Below are 19,319 nucleotides of genomic sequence, written 5' to 3' on the forward strand. Positions count from 1 at the left end.
GTGGGGAACACAGGGCCGAACCGGTCTGTGAGCAACGTCCCAGCGTGGGGCACTCCACCCGACACCGGGGCCGCCGCTACAGTCCGTGGCGAGGACTGGCTGTACTGGCGAGTAACCAAGAACGCGGAGGCACACACCATGGCGCGCGAGTCGGAGTCCGGGCTGCCCATCGAGCCGGTCTACGGGCCGGACGCCCTGGAGGGCTGGGACCCGGCCGAGAAGCTGGGCGAGCCCGGGTCGTACCCCTTCACCCGCGGTGTGTACCCGACGATGTACACGGGCCGTCCGTGGACCATGCGCCAGTACGCCGGCTTCGGCACGGCCGTGGAGTCCAACGCCCGCTACAAGCAGCTGATCGCCAACGGCACGATGGGCCTGTCGGTCGCCTTCGACCTGCCCACGCAGATGGGCCACGACTCCGACGCGCCGATCGCGCACGGCGAGGTCGGCAAGGTCGGCGTCGCCATCGACTCGATCGACGACATGCGGGTGCTGTTCGGCGGCATCCCGCTGGACAAGGTCTCCACGTCGATGACGATCAACGCGCCCGCCGCCCTCCTGCTGCTGCTGTACCAACTGGTGGCCGAGGAGCAGGGCGTCCCCGCGGACCGGCTGACGGGCACGATCCAGAACGACGTGCTGAAGGAGTACATCGCGCGCGGCACGTACATCTTCCCGCCGAAGCCCTCCCTGCGCCTGATCGCCGACATCTTCAAGTACTGCCGGGCCGAGATCCCGAAGTGGAACACGATCTCGATCTCCGGCTACCACATGGCGGAGGCCGGTGCCTCGCCCGCGCAGGAGATCGCGTTCACCCTGGCGGACGGCATCGAGTACGTGCGCACGGCGGTGGCGGCCGGCATGGACGTCGACGACTTCGCGCCCCGCCTGTCGTTCTTCTTCGTCGCACGCACGACCATCCTGGAGGAGGTCGCCAAGTTCCGCGCGGCCCGCCGGATCTGGGCGCGGGTGATGAAGGAGGAGTTCGGCGCGAAGAACCCCAAGTCGCTGATGCTGCGCTTCCACACGCAGACGGCGGGTGTGCAGCTGACGGCCCAGCAGCCCGAGGTGAACCTGGTCCGCGTCGCCGTCCAGGGCCTGGCGGCCGTGCTCGGCGGCACGCAGTCCCTGCACACCAACTCCTTCGACGAGGCGATCGCGCTCCCGACGGACAAGTCCGCGCGCCTGGCCCTGCGCACCCAGCAGGTGCTGGCCTACGAGACGGACGTGACCGCGACGGTCGACCCCTTCGCCGGGTCCTACGTCATCGAGCGGATGACCGACGAGGTCGAGACGGCCGCCCTGGAGCTCATGCGGAAGGTCGAGGACCTCGGCGGCGCGGTCACGGCCATCGAGCACGGCTTCCAGAAGAACGAGATCGAGCGCAGCGCGTACCGCATCGCCCAGGAGACCGACTCCGGCGACCGGGTGGTCGTGGGCGTCAACCGCTTCCAGCTCGACGAGGAGGAGCCGTACGAGCCGCTGCGTGTCGACCCCGCCATCGAGGCGCAGCAGGCGGAGCGGCTGGCGAAGCTGCGCGCCGAGCGCGACCAGGCGGCCGTGGACGTGGCCCTGGCGGCCCTGAAGAAGGCCGCCGCGGGCGAGGACAACGTCCTGTACCCGATGAAGGACGCCCTCAGGGCCCGCGCGACGGTCGGCGAGGTGTGCAACGCGCTGCGGGAGGTCTGGGGCACCTACGTGCCGTCCGACGCGTTCTGAGCCGCCCGACCCCTCGGACGAGTGACCGGGGGCGGAAACCACCCGCCCCCGGTCAGGCTCGTGGAAAGTCCGGACGTCTTCCGCATGGTCGTCGAGGTGACGTCGTCCAACTGGGCGGACGATCTGGGTACCAGGACCGAGTGCTACGCCCAGGCCGGCGTCCCGGCCTACCTCGTCGTCGACCGGAAGCACGACGAAGTGCTCCTCCACACCGGCCCGGAAGACGGCAAGTACTCCGTCCTCCAACGCTTCGAGCGCGGGCAGAGCGTGCCCGTGCCGGAGGGCGTCGGCGTCCGCGTCGAACTGCCGGCCGGCACCCTGCTGGACGGCTGACCGGCCCGGCCCGCCCCGTACTTCCCGTCATCCGGACCTCCACGGCGCGGGGGCGTACGCGCGTGCGACACTCCTGCCATGTTCGGCGTCATCGACCTCCCCACCTACCTGGCGGGACTCGTCCTCATCGTGCTCCTGCCCGGCCCCAACTCCCTGTACGTGCTGTCCGTCGCCGCCCGGCGCGGCGTCCGGGCCGGGTACACCGCCGCGGCCGGCGTGTGGTGCGGGGACACGGTGCTGATGACGCTGTCGGCGGCCGGGGTCGCCTCCCTCCTCCAGGCCAACGCGCTGCTGTTCGCCGTCGTCAAGTACGCGGGCGCCGGCTACCTGACCTGGCTCGCCGTCGGCATGCTGCGCGCCGCCCGGGACATGTGGCGCACCCGCCGCGAGCAGGCCGCCGACGAGGGCCCGGCCGCCGACGCCCACGGGTCCGCCGGGGAACGGCCCTACCGGCGCGCGCTGGTCGTCAGCCTCTTCAACCCCAAGGCGATCCTCTTCTTCGTCGCCTTCTTCGTGCAGTTCGTCGACCCGGGCTACGCCCACCCGGCCGTCTCCTTCGTCGTCCTCGGCGGCTTCGCCCAGGTGGCGAGCTTCCTCTACCTCAGCGCACTGATCTTCGGCGGCACCCGGCTGGCCGCCGCGTTCCGCCGGCGCAAGCGGCTGTCCGCGTGGGCGACGTCGGCGGCGGGCGCGCTGTTCCTCGGCTTTGCGGTGAAGCTGTCCCTCGCCGGCGCGTAGCCCGGGACCCGTGGCGGCGGGAGCGGTGGCAGGCGTGCGGCACCGCTCCGACGGGCCGCGGCGGCGCCGTGCGGCACTGCTGCGAAGGGCCGCGGCGGCACCGGCGCGAGGAAGGCGGGCGGCGCGGCCGGTGCGCGGGGCACGCGGCCGGCGCACGGCCGCCCGGGGCCCGGGCGCCGGCGGTGTCAGCCGCCCGACCTCGCCGTACCGGCCCGGAAGGGCAGGCGGTCGCCCTACGTTCACCTGCCGGTCGCCGCAGGGTCGATGTCCGGCGTCGCACGTCTCCTACGGTCGCAGCGATCCGCCCGCGAGAGAGCCCAGGTGTGCGCGTGCCCAACCGTCCTCCGACCCTGTCCGTGATCGTGCCCTGCTTCAACGTCGAGGGCTATCTCCCGGACACCGTGACCAGCCTCGTCAACAACGCCCGGGACGACTTCGAGTTCCTCTTCGTGGAGGACCGGTCGACCAGGGACCGGACCTACGAGGCACTGCTGGAGCTGACCAAGCGCCTGCCCCGCAGCCGGGTGATCCGCCACGAGCGCAACGGCGGCCTGGCCACCGCGCGCAACACGGGCATCGACGCGGCGGAGGGCCGCTACCTCACCTTCCTCGACGGCGACGACTGGCTCGCCCCCGGCCACCTCGCCGGCCTGGTGGACCGCATCGAACGCCTCGACGTCGACTTCGTCCGCACCGACCACGTCCAGGTCACCGGTGTCGAACGGGCCGTCCACCGGGCCCCCGAGGGCCGCCGGCACACCCCCCTCGACCCCCGGAGCTCCATCCTCCCCGTCGACGAGACGACGATGGTCGACTACCCGTACGCCTGGGCCGGCGTCTACCACCGCCGGCTCCTGGACCGCGGGCTGCTGCGCTTCCACGACGGACTGCGCACCGCCGAGGACCGCCCCTGGATCTGGCAACTGCACCGCGGCGCCGACTCCTACGCCGTCGCGAGCCTGCACGGCGTGTTCTACCGGCGGGGGGTGGCGACCTCGCTGACCCAGATCGGCGACATACGGCAGCTCGACTTCTTCCGCGCCTTTGACCTCGTCCTCGCCGAACTCGGCGACGACCCCGACGCCGGCACGCTGCGCACGAAGGCGCTGCGCACCTACTGCGTCGTCATCGCCCACCAGCTGCTCGACCGCGGCCGGTTCGAGCGGCAGGTCGCGGGCAGGCTCAGGCGGACGGCCGCCGAGGCCCTCGGCCGGATGGGGGAGGACGAGCTCGCCGAGGCGCTCGTCGGCATGGGGGAGGAACGGGTTCGCCTGCTGCGGCGCATCCGCGGCGGCATGAAGGGAGTCGCCGCGTGATCCAGATCTTCTTCTCCGCGACGCAGTACGCCGCCGCGACGGTGACCGCGGCGATCCGCGCCGGCCTCTTCGGCCCCCGCGAGGGCCGCCGCCGCATCCTCGTCGTCAGCAACACCGCCGCCGTGCCCGAGGTCGGCACCCCGCTGGACCGGATGGCCGGGTTCGAGGCGCTGCGCCCGGAGTTCGACGAGGTGCGCTCCTGGAACGAGTTCATCTCCCCCCACCACCCGGCCGGCTGGTCGCCGCGCCCCCAGGACACCGTCCTGTGGGAGAGGGCCGTCCGCCTCGCCTGGGACCTGGGCGACGAGCCCGTGGAGATCGCCTGCGAGTCGCTCCAGGCCAACCCCTCGCGCGCGGTGGCCGACATCTTCGCCGACAGCCCGATCCACGTGTACGCCGACGGCCTGATGAGCTACGGGCCCACCCGCAACCGCATCCCGTACCCCATGAGCAGCCGCATCACCCGGGTGATCCACCTGGACCTCGTCCCGGGGCTGCGCCCGATGCTGCTCTCCGAGTACGGCGTGCGGCCCGAGGCGGTGCCCACCGAGGCGATCGTCGACGTCCTGGCGGGGATCGGCCGCGAGGGCGCCGCGGTCCTCGCCGGGCGCGTCCCGGACGACGACCCTCCCACGGCCGTCCTGCTCGGCCAGTACCTGTCCGCCCTCGGCCTGATCACCCAGGAGGAGGAGCAGCAGCTCCATCTGCGCATGCTGCGGGCCGCCGCCCGCGCCGGGCACGGCAGCGTGCTGTTCAAGCCCCACCCCAGCGCGCCCGCCGTGTACCACGCGTCCCTGGAGGACGAGGCCGCCGGGCTGGGGGTGCGGCTGACCGTCCTGGCCGAACCGGTCCTCGCCGAGACGGTCTTCGCCGTGCTGAGGCCGAAGCTCGTCGTCGGCTGCTTCTCCACGGCCCTGATGACGGCCGCCGCCTTCTACGGCATCCCCGTGGCCCGCGTCGGCACGGACCTGCTGCTGGAACGCATCACCCCGTACGAGAACAGCAACCGCGTCCCGCTCACCCTCATCGACGCGGCCCTGCCGGACGCGGAGCACGAGGAGGCCGGCGTCCCGCTCGGACCGGCGCGGCCGGCCGGGCAGCTCGAGCCGCTGGTCCGCGCGGTGAGTTACTGCATGCAGCCCCGCAAGCACCACGACCTGCGCGAGGAGGTGGCCGACTGGCTGACCGCCCATCTCGCCGAGCACCCGCGGTACTTCAGGAAGCGCCGGCTGACCGGCCTGCGCCTGCCCGGCGGGAGCCCGGTGCGCGCGGAGGCGCTGCGCCGCAACCCGGCGGTGCGGCGCGTGGTGCGCCGGGTGCGCGCGGCGCGGAGCTGACGCCCTCGTGCCGGGGCCGGGCCGCCCCTCGGGCGGCCCGGCCCTTCGTGCCCCTCCCGTGCGTCCGCGCGGTCCGCGGCGCCTACGTCAGCCCCGGCCGGCGTGCCTGCCGCGCCATCGCCCGCTTCAGCCGCGGGCCGAAGGGCTTCTCCACGAAGCGGTGCACCAGCCAGGCCAGGCCCAGCAGCCCGGCCACGGTCAGCGCCATCGTCAGGTGGGCATCCAGCCCCAGGCCCCGGTACAGCACGCGGATCGCGAACCAGCCCAGGTGCTCGTGGACCAGGTAGAACGGGTACGTCAGCGCACCGGCCACCGTCAGCCAGCGCCAGTCCGCCCGGCGTACCCAGCCGAGCGCCACCACCGCCACGGCGGCGAAGGCGACGAGGACGATCGCCTGGACGACGCGCGGGTCGCGGTGGAAGTCGCCGGTCATGCCCGGGTGCCACATCGCCGTGACCGCGTAGCGCTGGCCCAGCAGGAAGGACATGCCGACGATGCCCCACAGCAGCAGGTCGCCGCCGAAGCGGTGGATCAGGTAGAGCGCCAGTCCGCCGACGAAGAACGGGGCGTGGTCCCGCATGACGAGCTCGTCCGTGAGCGGGGTGTCGGCGACCCGGGCCAGGACGCCGGCCAGCGTCCACAGGACGCAGAAGACCACCACACGCCGGTAGGTGACACCCTTGACGATCACGCACAGCGCGAAGAGCACGTAGAAGCGCATCTCGACCCACAGGGTCCAGCACACGCCCAGCACCCGCGGCACGCCCATGGGCTGCTGGAGCATGGTGAGGTTCACCAGGAACTCGTCCGGGCGCAGCGGGGCGAGGACGACGGGCAGCGCCAGCGACGCGGCGCCCACCAGGAGTAGCGCCACCCAGTAGGCCGGGTAGAGGCGGGCCACGCGGGAGCGGAAGAAGTCGCCCAGGGTCCTCCCCCAGCTGCTCATGCAGATGACGAAACCGCTGATGACGAAGAAGAACTGCACCCCGAGGGAGCCGTAGGTGGCCGCCCGCGACAGGGTCGGGAACAGGTGCCCGGGGGACTGGTGCCAGGAGGCGGCGACCTCACCGTTCTTGCCGGCGTAGTGGTACAGGCACACCATCAGCGCCGCCAGCAGCCGCAGGCCGTCCAGGGCGCGCAGGCGGTCGCCCGCGGGTCGCCGGGCCGGGGGCGCGGAGGCCTCCGGCGGGGTCGGGACCCGCACGCCGAGCGTCGGTGCCGGGCCTGCCGGTCCCAGGGCCGGGTCGGCCACGTTCATCCTGGGCTGCCTTTCCAGTCGGGGTCGTACGGGGGTCCCGTCGTCGATGACGGGACGCTACGGACCTCCGACGGATGCCGGGGAAGTCGCGGGGGACGTGCGGCGGTCGGGCGGATGTCCGCCGGGTGAACCGGCCCGGACCGGCCGGCACGCGGACCGGCGCCCGGGTGCCCGCGGTGACGCGTCCGCCGCCCTCCCGGCGGGGCCGCGGGCCGCCCGGCAGGGCGGCGGGCGGCGTCGGCCGGGCGACGAGCGCGGCGAGGGAGCACCGTGCGGCGCTGCGCGCCGGGTGGTCCGGCGGTCAGGGGCGGGTGCGGTGCTGTGGCAGGTCGCTGGCGTGCCGGGCGAGGTGGCTGACGGTCGCGCCGACGCGTCCCGGCGGGGTCGTGGGTCGTTGACGCGCGTCGGGTGGTCCGGCGGTCAGCGGCGGGTGCGGTGCTGTGGCAGGTCGCTGGCGTGCCGGGCGAGGTGGCTGACGGTCGCGGCGTCGGGTTCCGGCGGCGTCGTGGGTCGTTGAGGCGCGTCGGGTGGTCCGGCGGTCAGGGGCGGGTGCGGTGCTGTGGCAGGTCGCTGGCGGGTCGGGCGAGGTGGCTGACGGTTGCGCCGACGCGTCCCGGCGGGGTCGTAGGCCGGTGAGGCGCGTCGGGTGGTCCGGCGGTCAGGGGCGGGCCCGGCGCCGTGACAGGTCCCGGGCGTGCCGGGCGAGGCGGCGTACGGTCGCGTTGCGTGGCAGGGACGCGAGCGGTGCGGGGACCGCGCCGGGCAGCGCGAGCGCGGCGAGCCGCCCGCGCGTGAAGTAGCGCCAGGTGTGCGGCGACAGCCGCGTCGAGAGGTAGCTCTCGGCGGCGTCCCGCAGATCCGGGCGGACCCTGGGCCGCATGGCGTAGCCGACCGCCGCCAGCAGCCCGGACAGCTCGGCCACCCGCTCGGCCGGGGGCGGCGTCCACGCCTCCACCGCCGCGTCGCCGGCCAGGCCGGGCAGCAGCGCGTCCAGGATCGTGACGGGGACGCGGTCGGCGTGCTGGTACGGCGTCAGCCGGCCGAGCAGGGTGCCGGTGCCGACCCGGGCGGCCGGGACGCCGTGGAGGCCGGCGGCCGCCAGCAGCGCGGTGGGGGAGCAGCCGGCGACCAGCGCGGGCCGCAGCCGCCCGGCGGCGGCCTCCGCGAGCACCGGCCGGTCCAGCACGACGAGTTCGGCACCGAGCCGGGCCGCCTCCTCCGCCAGGAGGCGGGAGCGGAGGGCCGGGGCGGCGGGGTGCGCCTGGAACACCAGCCGGCGGTGCCCGAGGGCGGCGGCGCCCCGCACCATGCTCAGGTGCAGCTCCTCCTCCTCGGCGCCGGTCAGGACGCCCGGCGCCGTGAGGCACCGGCCGAGCAGCAGCGCCGGCCGGTCGCCCGCACCGGGCAACGTGTCCTCCGCCCCGGCCAGTTCACCCACCACGTCCCGGTACGACGCGGCGGGCACCGGCTCCGGCCGCACCCCGAACTCGGCCAGCAGCAGGGGAGCCAGGCCCGGTACCAGGTCGAGGTGCAGCAGCCGGCCCACCCGCGTGCCGACCAGGGGGTCGATCCTGTCGCTGGTGGGTCCGTAGACCGCGAGGCCGTCGCAGTGGACGTCGACGGCGGTGCCGGGGAACAGCCGGCACAGCGCGAGCCCGGCACCGGCCTCGACCGACTCCACGGTCAGCCGGACCTCGTCGTCGCCCAGGCGCCACAGCAGCCGCAGATGGCGTTCCCACAGCGGGACGTCGTCGGCGCGCGGCGCCCAGTCGCGGGGATGGAACGGGGCGACGGCGTCGTTGAAGGACAGCACCTCGTCGAACCGCTCCCGCAGCCGGCCGAAGCCGGGCATCGCGTCGACGGCGGGCGCGGTCTCCGGGTTGGCGGCGTCGTTGGCGACGAGCAGCAGCCGCCGGTCGGCCGGCTCGAGGAGTCCGGCGTCCAGGGCCGCGGCCAGGACGGCGGCGCCGCGCAGCGACGACGCGCACAGGATCAGCGTGGTACGGGGCATCAGGCGGCCGCCGTCCTGGAGGACACCGGCCTGCGCCGCAGCCGCCGCAGCCGGCTCGCCCGCCGCGTGTCCATCGAGTCCAGCACGTCGTCGAGCAGGTCCCGCGGCAGGCGCCTGAGGGCGGCGGCGCCGCGGGAGCGCAGCGCGCGGGCCACGGCCGGTTCGAACCTCTCGATCGCACCGAGGTGGTGCGCCATGACCGCGCAGTAGGTGCGCACCGCCTTCGGCAGCAGCCTGTCCGCCTCCGGATCGCGTGCCGTCTCCTCGACGACCTGGTCGAACGCGCGGATGAAGTCGAGCTGCCGCACATCGCCGATCTGCGTGAGCGAGGAGGCCACCCCGCGGCGGTAGAACACGCCCAGCAGGCCGACCGCGGCGAAGGACTCCGCCTCCCGGTGCAGCTTCCAGATCCACGGCCGGTCCTCGGCCGTCCGCAGCCCGTCGGTGAACTGCAGCAGCCCCCGGTCGGCCAGCCGGCGGTGGTAGACGCCCGCCCAGGCGTAGGCGTAGTCGACGGACGTGGACCGGTCCGCGGGCAGGATGGCGTCCCGCGGGCGCGTCACCACACCCCGCCGGCCGTGCGGGACGCGGTGGACGGTGCGCACCCGCCCGGTGCACTGCACGTGGTCCGTGCGCACGAAGTCGCAGCCCAGCTCCTCGACGGCGGCGAGCAGTTGGGGGTAGTGGCCGGGAGCGACCCAGTCGTCGCCGTCGAGGAACGTCAGGTACTCGCCGCGGGCCCGCGCGATGCCGGTGTTGCGCGCGGTCGCCAGCCCCTCGTTCCTGTCGTGCGTGACGAGCACGGCGCCGGGCAGCTCCCGCTCCGCGCGCGCGAGGACGTCCGCCGTCCCGTCGCGCGAGCAGTCGTCGACGAGGATGAACTCGACGTCCTCACGCGCGTTCGCGCGCAGGCTCCTCAGGGTGTCCGGCGCGTACTGCCGCACGTCGTGGAACGGCACGATGACGGAGAGCTTGACCACGCGGGTGACGGTAGGGGGCGGCCCGTCACCGGCTCTGACCGCGGACTTGCCGGGCGGTGAACGGCCCGTGCCGATGCCGTGAACGGGGCCCCGGCGCGGGCCGGCCCCGGCCCGATTCCCCCGTCGGCGGCGCGCTGTTAACCGTCCGTTGCGTTCCGGTTGGGCGGGACCTAGAAATGCCTTCCTACGGTCGTCGGCGTGCCAGCAAGTGCAACGAAGGCCCTGCGCGTCGCCGTTCTCGCGGACTCCGACACCCGGTGGAAATGGGGCGCGCTCACCGCGAACCGTGTCGCCCCCGGCGCTCCCACCGGACCCGGCATCCGCCTCGACGGCTACCTCCTGCGGGGCCGCGCCACGCCCACCGCCCGCCAGCTGCGGGAGGTCGGCGTCCGCGCGGACTCGCTGAGCGAGGTGACCGCCGTGGAGTTCCTGCGCGCCATGGGCGGCGACGCCGGTGACGGGCCGCCCTACGACGTCGTCGTCCTCGCCCTCGTGGGCGGTGGCGTGCAGGCGATGCTGCACGGCCTGAAGCGGGTGTGGCAGGGCCGCCGCAGGCGCCCCGTCGTCGTCACCGGCTACGTCGGCGTCGTCTACGAGAAGCTCGCCGACGGCCTGCTGCTGCGGCACGGCGCGGACCTGGTCCTCGCCAACTCCCGTCAGGACGCGGAGCGTTTCCGCGCCGTGTACCAGGGGGTCGGCGCCGACGCGTCCGCGGTGACGGAGGTGGCCCTGCCGTTCCTCGGCGGCGCGCCCCGCACCGGGGAACGCGACGGGTCCGCGGAGCCGGGGCACGGGCCGTACACCGTCGTCTTCGCCGCGCAGCCCTCCGTGCCGGCGGGCCGCCGGGACCGTGCGTACCTGCTGGACCGGCTCCTGCGGCACGCGCGGCTGCACCCGGAGCGCGAGGTGCTGCTCAAGCTGCGCTCCAGGCCGGGCGAGCACACCACGCACATCGAGGAACTGCCCTACCAGAAGCTGGTCCCGAAGACCGGCCTGCCGCCCAACGTCCGGCTCGTCTACGGGCACATGGGAGAGGTGCTGGACCGTACCGACCTGCTGGTGACGGTCAGCTCCACCGCAGCCCTGGAGGCCCTGCACCGCCGCATCCCCACCGCCGTCCTCACCGACCTGGGCGTGCGCGAGGTGCTCGGCAACCACCACTTCGTCGGCTCCGGCTGCCTGGCCTCCTGGGACCAGCTGGACGCCGGGCACCGCCCGGTGCCCGACGCGGAGTGGGTGGCCCGGCAGGGCGTCGCCGCCGGGGGAGCGTCCTACGACAGCGCCTTCGACGCGGCCCGCGACCGGATCACCGGGCTGCTGGCCCGCCCCGGCGGACTGCCGCCCCTCACCCCCTACTACACGCTCGCGACCGCCCCCGGCTACCTGCCCGGCGTCCTCGCCCGCCACCACCTCGGCCCCGACGGCTCCCCGCTGCCGGGCGCCGCGGCCGGAGACAGGGAGCCCGGACCGGTGCGGCGGATCGTCCGCCGCGCGGCCCGCGGCGCCTACCGCCACGGCGTGCAGCGCGTGGCGCCCGTGGTGCGGCGGATGGGGGAGCTGTGAGCGACCGGACCCTGCCACCCCAAGGAGTGGAGCCCATGCCCAACGCCCGCCCGGACGCCGGTCACGGCCCCCCGGCGCGCCGCGTCCTCGCGGTGATCCCCGCACGGGGCGGTTCCAAGGGCGTCCCCGCCAAGAACCTCGCCCCCGTCGGCGGCGTACCGCTGGTGGCCCGCGCCGTGCGCGCCTGCCGGGCGGCCCGGCTGGTGACCGACGTCGTGGTCTCCACCGACGACCGGGCCATCGCCGAGGCCGCCCGCCGGGCCGGCGCCGAGGTCGTGCCGCGGCCCGCCGCCCTCGCCGGCGACACCGCCACCTCCGAGGCCGCCGTCCTGCACGCCCTCGACGCCCACGAGGCGCTGCACGGCTCCCCGGCCGACGCCGTCCTGCTCGTACAGTGCACCAGCCCCTTCCTCCTCGCGGACGACGTCGACAAGGTGGCGGCCGCGGTCGTGGAGGACGGCGCCGACACCGCGGTGACCGTGGCGCCCTTCCACGGGTTCCTCTGGCGGGACGAGGCCGACGTACCGGCGGTCGCCGAGCCGGTCGGCACCGCGGGAGCCGCCCGGACCGCCGTTTCCGCCGCCACCGCGGGCGGCCATGGTGTCAACCACGACAAGTCCTACCGCCCGCGCCGCCAGGACCGCCCCCAGGACCTGCTGGAGACCGGCGCCGCCTACGCGATGGACGCGGCCGGCTTCCGCGAGCACCGGCACCGCTTCTTCGGCCGCACCGAACTGGTGCGCACCGACCCGGCGCGGGTGCTGGAGATCGACGACCCGCACGACCTGGCCCGCGCCCGCGCCCTGGCCCCGCTGTTCGACGCGGACCTCCCCCCGGCTCCCGGCACCGGCCCCGGCCTCGTCGACGGAACGCCTGCCCGCCTCCCCGCGGCCGGCGACATCGACGCCGTCGTCCTCGACTTCGACGGCACCCAGACCGACGACCGGGTGCTGATCGACTCCGACGGACGGGAGTTCGTCTCCGTGCACCGCGGGGACGGCCTCGGCATCGCGGCCCTCAGGCGCAGCGGCCTGAAGATGCTGATCCTGTCCACGGAACAGAACCCGGTGGTCGCCGCCCGGGCCCGGAAGCTGAAGCTCCCGGTGCTGCACGGCGTCGACCGCAAGGACCTCGCACTGAAGCAGTGGTGCGAGGAGCAGGGCATCGCGCCGGAGCGCGTGCTCTACGTCGGCAACGACGTCAACGACCTCCCGTGCTTCGCCCTCGTCGGCTGGCCCGTGGCGGTCGCGAGCGCCCACGACGTCGTACGTGGCGCCGCGCGCGCCGTCACCACCGTTCCCGGCGGCGACGGCGCGATCCGGGAGATCGCCGGCTGGATCCTCGGTCCCCTTCTCGATTCCCTCCCCAGGTAAGGACATCCCCCGCCATGAGCACCTACTCACGCACCCGTACGCTCGGCCCGCGCGAGGCCGGCCCGGGCCGCCCCGTCTACATCACCGGCGAGATCGGCATCAACCACAACGGCGAGCTGGACAACGCCCTCAAGCTGATCGACGCGGCCGCGGAGGCCGGCTGCGACGCCGTGAAGTTCCAGAAGCGCACCCCGGAGATCTGCACGCCGCGCGACCAGTGGGACATCGAGCGCGACACCCCCTGGGGCCGGATGACGTACATCGACTACCGCCACCGCGTCGAGTTCGGCGAGGACGACTACCGCCGGATCGACGAGCACTGCCGGGAGAAGGGCATCGCCTGGTTCGCCTCCCCGTGGGACACCGAGGCGGTCGCCTTCCTGGAGAAGTTCGACGTCCCCGCCCACAAGGTGGCCTCCGCCTGCCTGACCGACGACGAGCTGCTGCGGGCGCTGCGCGCCACCGGCCGCACGGTCGTCCTGTCCACCGGCATGTCGACCCCGCAGCAGATCCGCCACGCGGTCGAGGTCCTGGGCAGCGAGAACATCCTCCTCTGCCACGCCACGTCGACCTACCCCGCCCGGGCCGAGGAGCTCAACCTCCGGGTCATCAACAGCCTGGAGCGGGAGTACCCCAACGTCCCGATCGGCTACTCCGGCCACGAGACCGGCCTGCAGACCACCCTCGCCGCCGTCGCCCTCGGCGCCGTGTTCGTCGAGCGGCACATCACCCTCGACCGCGCGATGTGGGGCTCGGACCAGGCCGCCTCCGTCGAGCCGCAGGGCCTGCAGCGCCTGGTGCGCGACATCCGCACCATCGAGGCGTCCCTCGGCGACGGCGTGAAGAAGGTCTACGACTCGGAGCTGGCCCCCATGAAGAAGCTGCGCCGTGTCGCCGGCGTCGTCGCCGAGGCGGAGATCGCCGCGGCGGCGGGCGAACCGGTCACGGTGTGACCCAGCCACTGACCCCCACCGACGACGGGACGGTCGTACGCCAATGAGCCCCCGCGCCGGGTCCGCCGGCCCCACCCCGCACGCCCTCCGCACCCTCGCCTTCGTCGAGAGCCCGGTACAGCTGCTGAACGTGCTCGAATGGGCGCACGGCCGGCGCCGCACCGCGGGCGAGCCGGCGCCCGGCGCGGAGCAGCCGCCCCCGGTCCGGCGCACCGGGGACACCGGTCCGCCGGCGCCCGGCGCGGAACTCACCCTCGTCGTCCTGTCCCCGACCGACCCGATGACCCGCGGCCAGCTGCGGCGCATGGCCGAGCTGGCCCGCGAGGAGGGCCACGAGGTCCGCTGGGAGGAGGCGCGCGGCGGGACGGCGGCGCCGTTCCGGACGATCGGCGCGCTGGCCCCGCTGCTGCGGCGGGCCGGGCGGGTGGTCATGGGCGACCCGTTCTCCCGCTACGTCCAGCTGCTGCTGACCATCACCTCGGCCCACGACCTGGTCGTGGTGGACGACGGCACGGCCACGATGGAGTTCGTCGCCCAGCTCGCCCGCGGCGAGCGCCTGGTGCGCTGGCACCGCAGGGGCGGCCGCCCCGGCCCCCGGGACCTGCTCTTCGGGCCCGTGTCGTCCTCGGCGCGCCGCCGCCTGACGCCCGGCGGGGAGCGCCGGGTGGAGGTCTTCTCGGCCATGCCGATCGACCAGGTGCCGCCGGGCGTGACGGTCACCGCGAACGGCTTCGCCTGGGCCCGCGGCCGGTTCGGCCCACCGCGCGTCACGAACGGCGCGGACCTGGTGGGCACCTCCCTCGTCGAGACGGGCGTGGTGGACGGCGAGCGCTACCTCGACGCCGTCCGCGCCCTGGCGAAGGCGCACGGCGTACGGCGGTACTTCGCCCACCGCCGCGAGAGCGCCGGAAAACTGCACCGCCTGGCGACGGACACCGGCCTGGAGATAGTCCGCCCCGACCTGCCCCTGGAACTGACGGCCCGCCGCGGCCCCATCGGGCGCACCGTCCTCAGCTTCCCCTCCACGGTCGTCCACACCCTGCCCCTGGCCCTGGCCGGCACCGAGGTGCGGATCGGGGTCTGCGACATCCACCCGACCTGGCTGACGGACCACGCCTCGCCCCGCGCCCAGGGCTTCCTGTCGGGCGTGACGGGCACCGCCCGCGACGTGCACGGGCTGGCGGTGGTCGGCGGCGTGTAGCGCGCAGGGCGGTGGCGCCCGCGCTCCTCCGGCGGGGCGGCCGGCCCGGGCAGGGGCCGTTCGGGGGTGCCGTGACTCCGACGGCCGATTCGGGCGGGACTTCCGGACCGGCGCGGAATGAAGGCGCCCGGCTGGTGAACACGACGGCGTGGCCCGAGCGGGACGTGGTATGCGTGAGGGGTGAGGAAGTGGGACGGACACCGGGATGTGGCGCGGTCCACGCCCGGGGAGCCGGGCTCCGGCCGCCTGGAAGAATTCGGGCGAGTCTACCCGTCCCCATCGACAGTCATGCGTCCGGCGGCCAGATTTTCTTCCCCTGAGGGGCTGAAGTTTTGCTGATCGCACGTCCGTCAGCCGTCCGCGCGTCCTACCCTTCAAAGGGTGAACCAACTGATGTCCCTAGAGTCCGAGACCGATATCCCGGGGGATGCCGTTCTCCCCGGCGCGCTGCCCGAGGCGCTGCGCGCCGAACTCGTCGCGTTCCGGCGAGACCTGCACATGCACCCGGAGCTCGGCAACCAGGAGTTCCGCACCACCGCGGCGATCAAGGAGCGGCTGGAGAAGGCCGGGCTGCGGCCACGGGTGCTCGCCGCGGGGACCGGACTCGTCTGTGACATCGGTTCGGGCGTCGGTCCGGCCGGCGACGGGGCGCCCATGCTGGCCCTGCGCGCGGACATCGACGCCCTGCCCATCCCGGACACCAAGAGCGGGTGCCCGTACCGCTCGACCGTGCCGGACCGGGCGCACGCCTGCGGCCACGACGTGCACACCACCGTCGTGCTCGGCGCCGGCATCGTGCTGGCCGAACTGCACCGGCAGGGACTGCTGCCCCGGCCCGTGCGGCTGATCTTCCAGGCCGCGGAGGAGGTGCTCCCCGGCGGCGCCGGCGACGCCATCGCGGACGGCGTGCTCGACGGGGTGGGCCGGATCATCGCCGTGCACTGCGACCCGCGGGTGGACGCCGGCAGGATCGGGCTGCGGCACGGACCCATCACGTCCGCCTGCGACCGGCTGGAGGTCCTGCTGGACGGGCCCGGCGGCCACACCGCCCGGCCGCACCTGACCACCGACCTGGTGACCGCCGCCGCCCGGGTCGCCACCGACGTGCCCGCGCTCGTCGGCCGCCGCGTCGACACCCGCGCCGGGCTCGCCCTGACCTGGGGACGCATCGAGTCCGGGCACGCCCCGAACGTCATCCCGCAGCACGCCGAGCTGTCCGGGACCGTGCGCTGCCTGGACATCAACGCCTGGCGGCAGGCGCCCGACATCGTGGTCGCCGCCATCGACGAGGTCGCCAACCTGCACAAGGCCAAGTCGGAGATCAACTACGTGCGCGGGGTGCCGCCCGTCGTCAACGACCCGGTGGTGACCGGGCTGCTGCGGGACGCCATGATCACCCGGCGCGGCACGGACTCCGTGGAGGGCACGGAGCAGAGCCTCGGTGGTGAGGACTTCTCCTGGTACCTGGAACACGTGCCCGGCGCCATGGCCCGGCTCGGTGTGCGGACCCCGGGCGAGCGCACCATCCGCGACCTGCACCAGGGCGACTTCGACGCCGACGAGACCGCGATCAAGGTCGGCGTCGAGCTGTTCACGGCGGCCGCCCTGCTGCACCCGGCGCACTGAGGAGCCGTGTGCGGCGGTGAGCCGTGAGCAGCAGGGGTGAGGAGTAAGGCGAGGGCGCCCCTTCGTTCCCCGGAGGGGCGCCCCTTTCGTGCCTTCCCGTGACCGGGCCGTCATCGGCGGCGGGCGCGGACGGCCCGTTGTCGGCACGGTTCGGTAACGGCCCCGGGAAACACCGTTCCCCCTTCCTTCTACGCGCGTTAGCGTGCGCCGAAATCGCCACCAGAGGCGGCGCCACGGGGAAGCGGGCCGGCGACGGTGCCATGGGGATGAAGGGGTGCTTGCTGTGCGTCTCAACTCTCGGAGGACCAGGTTCTCCCAGACCGCGGCGGCCGTCGCGGTCGTCGCCCTCGCGGCAGCCGGCTGCGGCAAGTCCAGCAGCGAGTCGGGCGGCGGCGCCGCGGAGTCCGGGAAGTACTCCGGCAAGGGCATCGGTCTCGCCTACGACATCGGCGGCAAGGGCGACCAGTCCTTCAACGACGCGGCCTTCTCCGGCTTCAAGAAGGCCGAGCAGGAGTTCAGGATGGGCGGCCGGGACGTCGAGCCGAACGACAACGAGACCGACGCGGACAAGGTGCAGCGGCTCGAGCAGCTCGCCAAGGCCGGGTACAACCCGATCATCGGCGTCGGCTTCGTGTACGGCCCGGCCGTCAAGGCGGTCGCCCCCAAGTACCCGAAGATCACCTTCGGCGTCATCGACGACAACACCGTGCAGGGGAAGAACGTCGCCGACCTGGTCTTCCACGAGGAGCAGGCGTCGTACCTGGCGGGCGTCGCGGCGGCCAAGGCGACGAAGAAGAACCACATCGGCTTCATCGGCGGCGTCGACATCCCGCTGATCCACAAGTTCGAGGCGGGCTACAAGCAGGGCGCCCGGTCGGTGAACCCCAAGATCAGGATCGAGTCGCAGTACCTGACGCAGACCGCCCAGGAGGGGGGCTTCTCCAGCCCCGACAAGGGCAAGGACGCGGCGAACGGCCAGATCGAGGCGGGCGCCGACGTGCTCTACCACGCCGCCGGCCTGTCCGGGCAGGGCGTCATCCAGTCCGCGGCCGAGCACCGGGTGTGGGCCGTCGGCGTCGACTCCGACCAGTACCGGCAGAGCGCCCTGGCCCAGTACAAGGACTGGATCCTCGGCTCGGCCCTGAAGAACGTCGGCGGCGCGGTGTACGACCTGGCCAAGTCGGTCGTGGAGGGCAAGCCGCTGAACGGCGAGGTGCGCGGCGACCTCGCGTCGGGCGGCGTCGGCTTCGCCGACTCCAACCCGAAGTACCAGGCGATGAAGGACGTGGTCGCCGCCGTCGAGAAGGCGCGCAAGGACATCGTCGACGGCAAGGTGACCGTCAGGACCCAGTGACGTCCCCGGCCGCCGGACGGCCGCGCGGGAACCCGCCGGACCCCGTCCGGCGGCACCCGGCCGGCCGCCCGGGGCCCGCCCGCGGGGCCCGGCGGCCCCGCCCGGCCCGCTCCGGCGGCCCGCGCCCAGCCACGCGGACACCGCGCCGTCGCCGCGTCCCTTGCCCACCGCAAGGGACCTACTGCGGTCCGTAGTCCTGGGGGCAAGGAGTGGGCCACATCTCTATAACGGACCGGACAGAAGGGGTTTTCCGTCTGGTCTACGCGCGTTACGCTGCGGCGGAACCAGCGCCTGGTAGGGGCGCTTGCACTAAGGAGTCTCGTTCCATGCGCCGGGTGTCCCGTATCGCGGTTGCAGGCGTTGCCACCGCAGCCCTTGCCGTCACCGTATCCGCCTGTGGCAAGTCGTCCAGCGAGTCCGCCGGCGGGTCGTCCTCCAGCGGCGGAAAGCTGGGCCTCGCCCTCGCCTACGACGTCGGCGGCAAGGGCGACCAGTCCTTCAACGACGCCGCGACGGCCGGCATGGAGCAGGCCGACCAGAAGTTCGGCTACAAGAGCACGGCCGTCGAGCCGCAGGACGGCGAGTCCGACGCGGACAAGGTGCAGCGCCTGGAGACCCTGGCCAAGCAGGGCTACAACCCGGTGGTCGGCGTCGGCTTCGCCTACGCGCCGGCCGTCAAGGAGGCCGCCGCCAAGTTCCCGAAGACCACCTTCGGCATCGTCGACGACAACACCATCAAGGCCGCCAACGTCGCCGACCTCGTCTTCCACGAGGAGGAGGCCTCCTACCTCGCCGGTGTGGCCGCCGCCAAGACGACCAAGTCGAACACCGTCGGCTTCATCGGCGGCGTGGACGTCCCGCTGATCCACAAGTTCGAGGCCGGCTTCAAGCAGGGCGTCGCGGACACCAAGAAGGGCGTCACGGTCAAGTCGCAGTACCTGACCGAGACGGCCGCCGAGGGTGGCTTCTCCAGCCCGGACAAGGGCGAGAACGCCGCCAACGGCCAGATCGACGCCGGCGCCGACGTCGTCTACGCCGCCGCGGGCCTGTCCGGCCAGGGCGTGATCAAGGCCGCCGCCGCGCACAAGATCTGGGCCATCGGCGTCGACTCCGACCAGTACCAGCAGGACGCGCTGGCCAAGTACAAGAACAGCATCCTCACCTCGGCGATGAAGGACGTCGCCGGCGCGGTCTTCAACCTGGCCCAGTCGGTCGAGGACGGCAAGCCGCAGAGCGGTGAGGTGCGGGCCAGCCTGGCCACCGGCGGTGTGAGCCTCGCCCACTCCAACCCCGTCTTCAAGGGCAACGCCGACCTGCAGGCCGCGCTGAAGAAGGCCGAGGAAGGCATCAAGAACGGCACCATCAAGGTGAAGACCTCCTGACGCCGACGCCGGGAGCCGGTACGGCCGGCCGCGGCCCGAGGGGGGCGTCGATGCGGAGCATGGACGCCCCGGGGGCGCGCGGCGGCACGTACCGGGCACCGCGGCCCCGGCGGGATCCGTCCGGCGGATCCCGGAACGCGGGCCGGTCCGGGGCATGGTCAAAAGAGCGCTCAAA

The 19,319-nt window shown here is 73.9% G+C and carries 15 protein-coding genes; 12 read left to right on the forward strand and 3 right to left on the reverse strand.

Annotated features, from left to right (window positions below):
- Positions 1 to 138: 138 nt before the first annotated feature.
- From ABZ920_RS09315 to ABZ920_RS09335, 5 genes are all read left to right on the forward strand, one after another.
- Entirely contained in the window at positions 139 to 1,719 is a 1,581-nt protein-coding gene (locus ABZ920_RS09315; protein WP_361500675.1) for a methylmalonyl-CoA mutase family protein, read from the forward strand.
- A gap of 60 nt (positions 1,720 to 1,779) precedes the next feature.
- Positions 1,780 to 2,052, forward strand: a complete 273-nt coding sequence (locus tag ABZ920_RS09320; RefSeq protein WP_361500678.1) for a Uma2 family endonuclease — start codon at positions 1,780 to 1,782, stop codon at positions 2,050 to 2,052.
- 78 nt (positions 2,053 to 2,130) lie between these two features.
- Positions 2,131 to 2,790 (forward strand): leucine efflux protein LeuE, encoded by a 660-nt coding sequence (gene leuE, locus ABZ920_RS09325; protein ID WP_361500681.1) that lies wholly within the window; start codon positions 2,131 to 2,133, stop codon positions 2,788 to 2,790.
- A gap of 329 nt (positions 2,791 to 3,119) precedes the next feature.
- A complete protein-coding gene (locus tag ABZ920_RS09330; protein WP_361500684.1) occupies positions 3,120 to 4,106 on the forward strand; it encodes a glycosyltransferase family 2 protein in 987 nt (328 codons plus the stop codon).
- Positions 4,103 to 5,443: an alpha-2,8-polysialyltransferase family protein gene (locus ABZ920_RS09335; RefSeq protein WP_361500687.1), complete on the forward strand. Its 1,341-nt coding sequence runs from the start codon at positions 4,103 to 4,105 to the stop codon at positions 5,441 to 5,443. The genes ABZ920_RS09330 and ABZ920_RS09335 overlap by 4 nt, the downstream gene beginning before the upstream one ends.
- A gap of 82 nt (positions 5,444 to 5,525) precedes the next feature.
- Here the strand turns inward: ABZ920_RS09335 and ABZ920_RS09340 are convergent, their stop codons facing one another.
- From ABZ920_RS09340 to ABZ920_RS09350, 3 genes are all read right to left on the reverse strand, one after another.
- Positions 5,526 to 6,701 carry an acyltransferase gene (locus ABZ920_RS09340; protein WP_361500690.1) on the reverse strand — a complete coding sequence of 392 codons (1,176 nt, stop codon included), beginning with the start codon at positions 6,699 to 6,701 and terminating at the stop codon, positions 5,526 to 5,528.
- Between the two features lie 658 nt (positions 6,702 to 7,359).
- Complete coding sequence (locus ABZ920_RS09345) at positions 7,360 to 8,712, reverse strand: polysialyltransferase family glycosyltransferase (RefSeq protein WP_361500693.1); 1,353 nt, start codon at positions 8,710 to 8,712, stop codon at positions 7,360 to 7,362.
- Positions 8,712 to 9,692 carry a glycosyltransferase family 2 protein gene (locus ABZ920_RS09350; RefSeq protein WP_361500695.1) on the reverse strand — a complete coding sequence of 327 codons (981 nt, stop codon included), beginning with the start codon at positions 9,690 to 9,692 and terminating at the stop codon, positions 8,712 to 8,714. The genes ABZ920_RS09345 and ABZ920_RS09350 overlap by 1 nt, the downstream gene beginning before the upstream one ends.
- Before the next feature lie 198 nt (positions 9,693 to 9,890).
- Here ABZ920_RS09350 and ABZ920_RS09355 point away from each other — a divergent pair, with 198 nt between their 5' ends.
- From ABZ920_RS09355 to ABZ920_RS09385, 7 genes are all read left to right on the forward strand, one after another.
- Complete coding sequence (locus ABZ920_RS09355) at positions 9,891 to 11,255, forward strand: DUF6716 putative glycosyltransferase (protein WP_361500697.1); 1,365 nt, start codon at positions 9,891 to 9,893, stop codon at positions 11,253 to 11,255.
- Positions 11,256 to 11,290: 35 nt separating this feature from the next.
- Entirely contained in the window at positions 11,291 to 12,628 is a 1,338-nt protein-coding gene (locus tag ABZ920_RS09360) for an N-acylneuraminate cytidylyltransferase (RefSeq protein WP_361500699.1), read from the forward strand.
- Positions 12,629 to 12,642: 14 nt separating this feature from the next.
- Positions 12,643 to 13,581, forward strand: a complete 939-nt coding sequence (locus ABZ920_RS09365) for an N-acetylneuraminate synthase family protein (RefSeq protein ID WP_361500702.1) — start codon at positions 12,643 to 12,645, stop codon at positions 13,579 to 13,581.
- Positions 13,582 to 13,624: 43 nt separating this feature from the next.
- Entirely contained in the window at positions 13,625 to 14,782 is a 1,158-nt protein-coding gene (locus ABZ920_RS09370; protein WP_361500705.1) for a hypothetical protein, read from the forward strand.
- A gap of 393 nt (positions 14,783 to 15,175) precedes the next feature.
- Positions 15,176 to 16,408, forward strand: coding sequence for an amidohydrolase (locus ABZ920_RS09375; protein WP_361500708.1), 1,233 nt, complete (start codon positions 15,176 to 15,178; stop codon positions 16,406 to 16,408).
- Positions 16,409 to 16,691: 283 nt separating this feature from the next.
- Complete coding sequence (locus ABZ920_RS09380) at positions 16,692 to 17,762, forward strand: BMP family ABC transporter substrate-binding protein (protein WP_361500711.1); 1,071 nt, start codon at positions 16,692 to 16,694, stop codon at positions 17,760 to 17,762.
- A gap of 326 nt (positions 17,763 to 18,088) precedes the next feature.
- Positions 18,089 to 19,144: a BMP family ABC transporter substrate-binding protein gene (locus ABZ920_RS09385; RefSeq protein WP_361500714.1), complete on the forward strand. Its 1,056-nt coding sequence runs from the start codon at positions 18,089 to 18,091 to the stop codon at positions 19,142 to 19,144.
- Positions 19,145 to 19,319 lie beyond the last annotated feature (175 nt).

Source organism: Streptomyces sp. NPDC046831, from assembly GCF_040645305.1.
GTDB lineage: Bacteria > Actinomycetota > Actinomycetes > Streptomycetales > Streptomycetaceae > Streptomyces.

What these genes read in the sequence shown, in the direction of transcription:
- ABZ920_RS09315 (WP_361500675.1), top strand. Translation starts at nt 139, where the DNA reads ATGGCGCGCGAGTCGGAGTCCGGGCTGCCCATCGAGCCGGTCTACGGG.
- leuE (WP_361500681.1), top strand. Translation starts at nt 2,131, where the DNA reads ATGTTCGGCGTCATCGACCTCCCCACCTACCTGGCGGGACTCGTCCTC.
- ABZ920_RS09340 (WP_361500690.1), bottom strand. Translation starts at nt 6,701, where the DNA reads ATGAACGTGGCCGACCCGGCCCTGGGACCGGCAGGCCCGGCACCGACG.
- ABZ920_RS09345 (WP_361500693.1), bottom strand. Translation starts at nt 8,712, where the DNA reads ATGCCCCGTACCACGCTGATCCTGTGCGCGTCGTCGCTGCGCGGCGCC.
- ABZ920_RS09360 (WP_361500699.1), top strand. Translation starts at nt 11,291, where the DNA reads ATGCCCAACGCCCGCCCGGACGCCGGTCACGGCCCCCCGGCGCGCCGC.
- ABZ920_RS09365 (WP_361500702.1), top strand. Translation starts at nt 12,643, where the DNA reads ATGAGCACCTACTCACGCACCCGTACGCTCGGCCCGCGCGAGGCCGGC.
- ABZ920_RS09370 (WP_361500705.1), top strand. Translation starts at nt 13,625, where the DNA reads ATGAGCCCCCGCGCCGGGTCCGCCGGCCCCACCCCGCACGCCCTCCGC.
- ABZ920_RS09375 (WP_361500708.1), top strand. Translation starts at nt 15,176, where the DNA reads ATGTCCCTAGAGTCCGAGACCGATATCCCGGGGGATGCCGTTCTCCCC.
- ABZ920_RS09385 (WP_361500714.1), top strand. Translation starts at nt 18,089, where the DNA reads ATGCGCCGGGTGTCCCGTATCGCGGTTGCAGGCGTTGCCACCGCAGCC.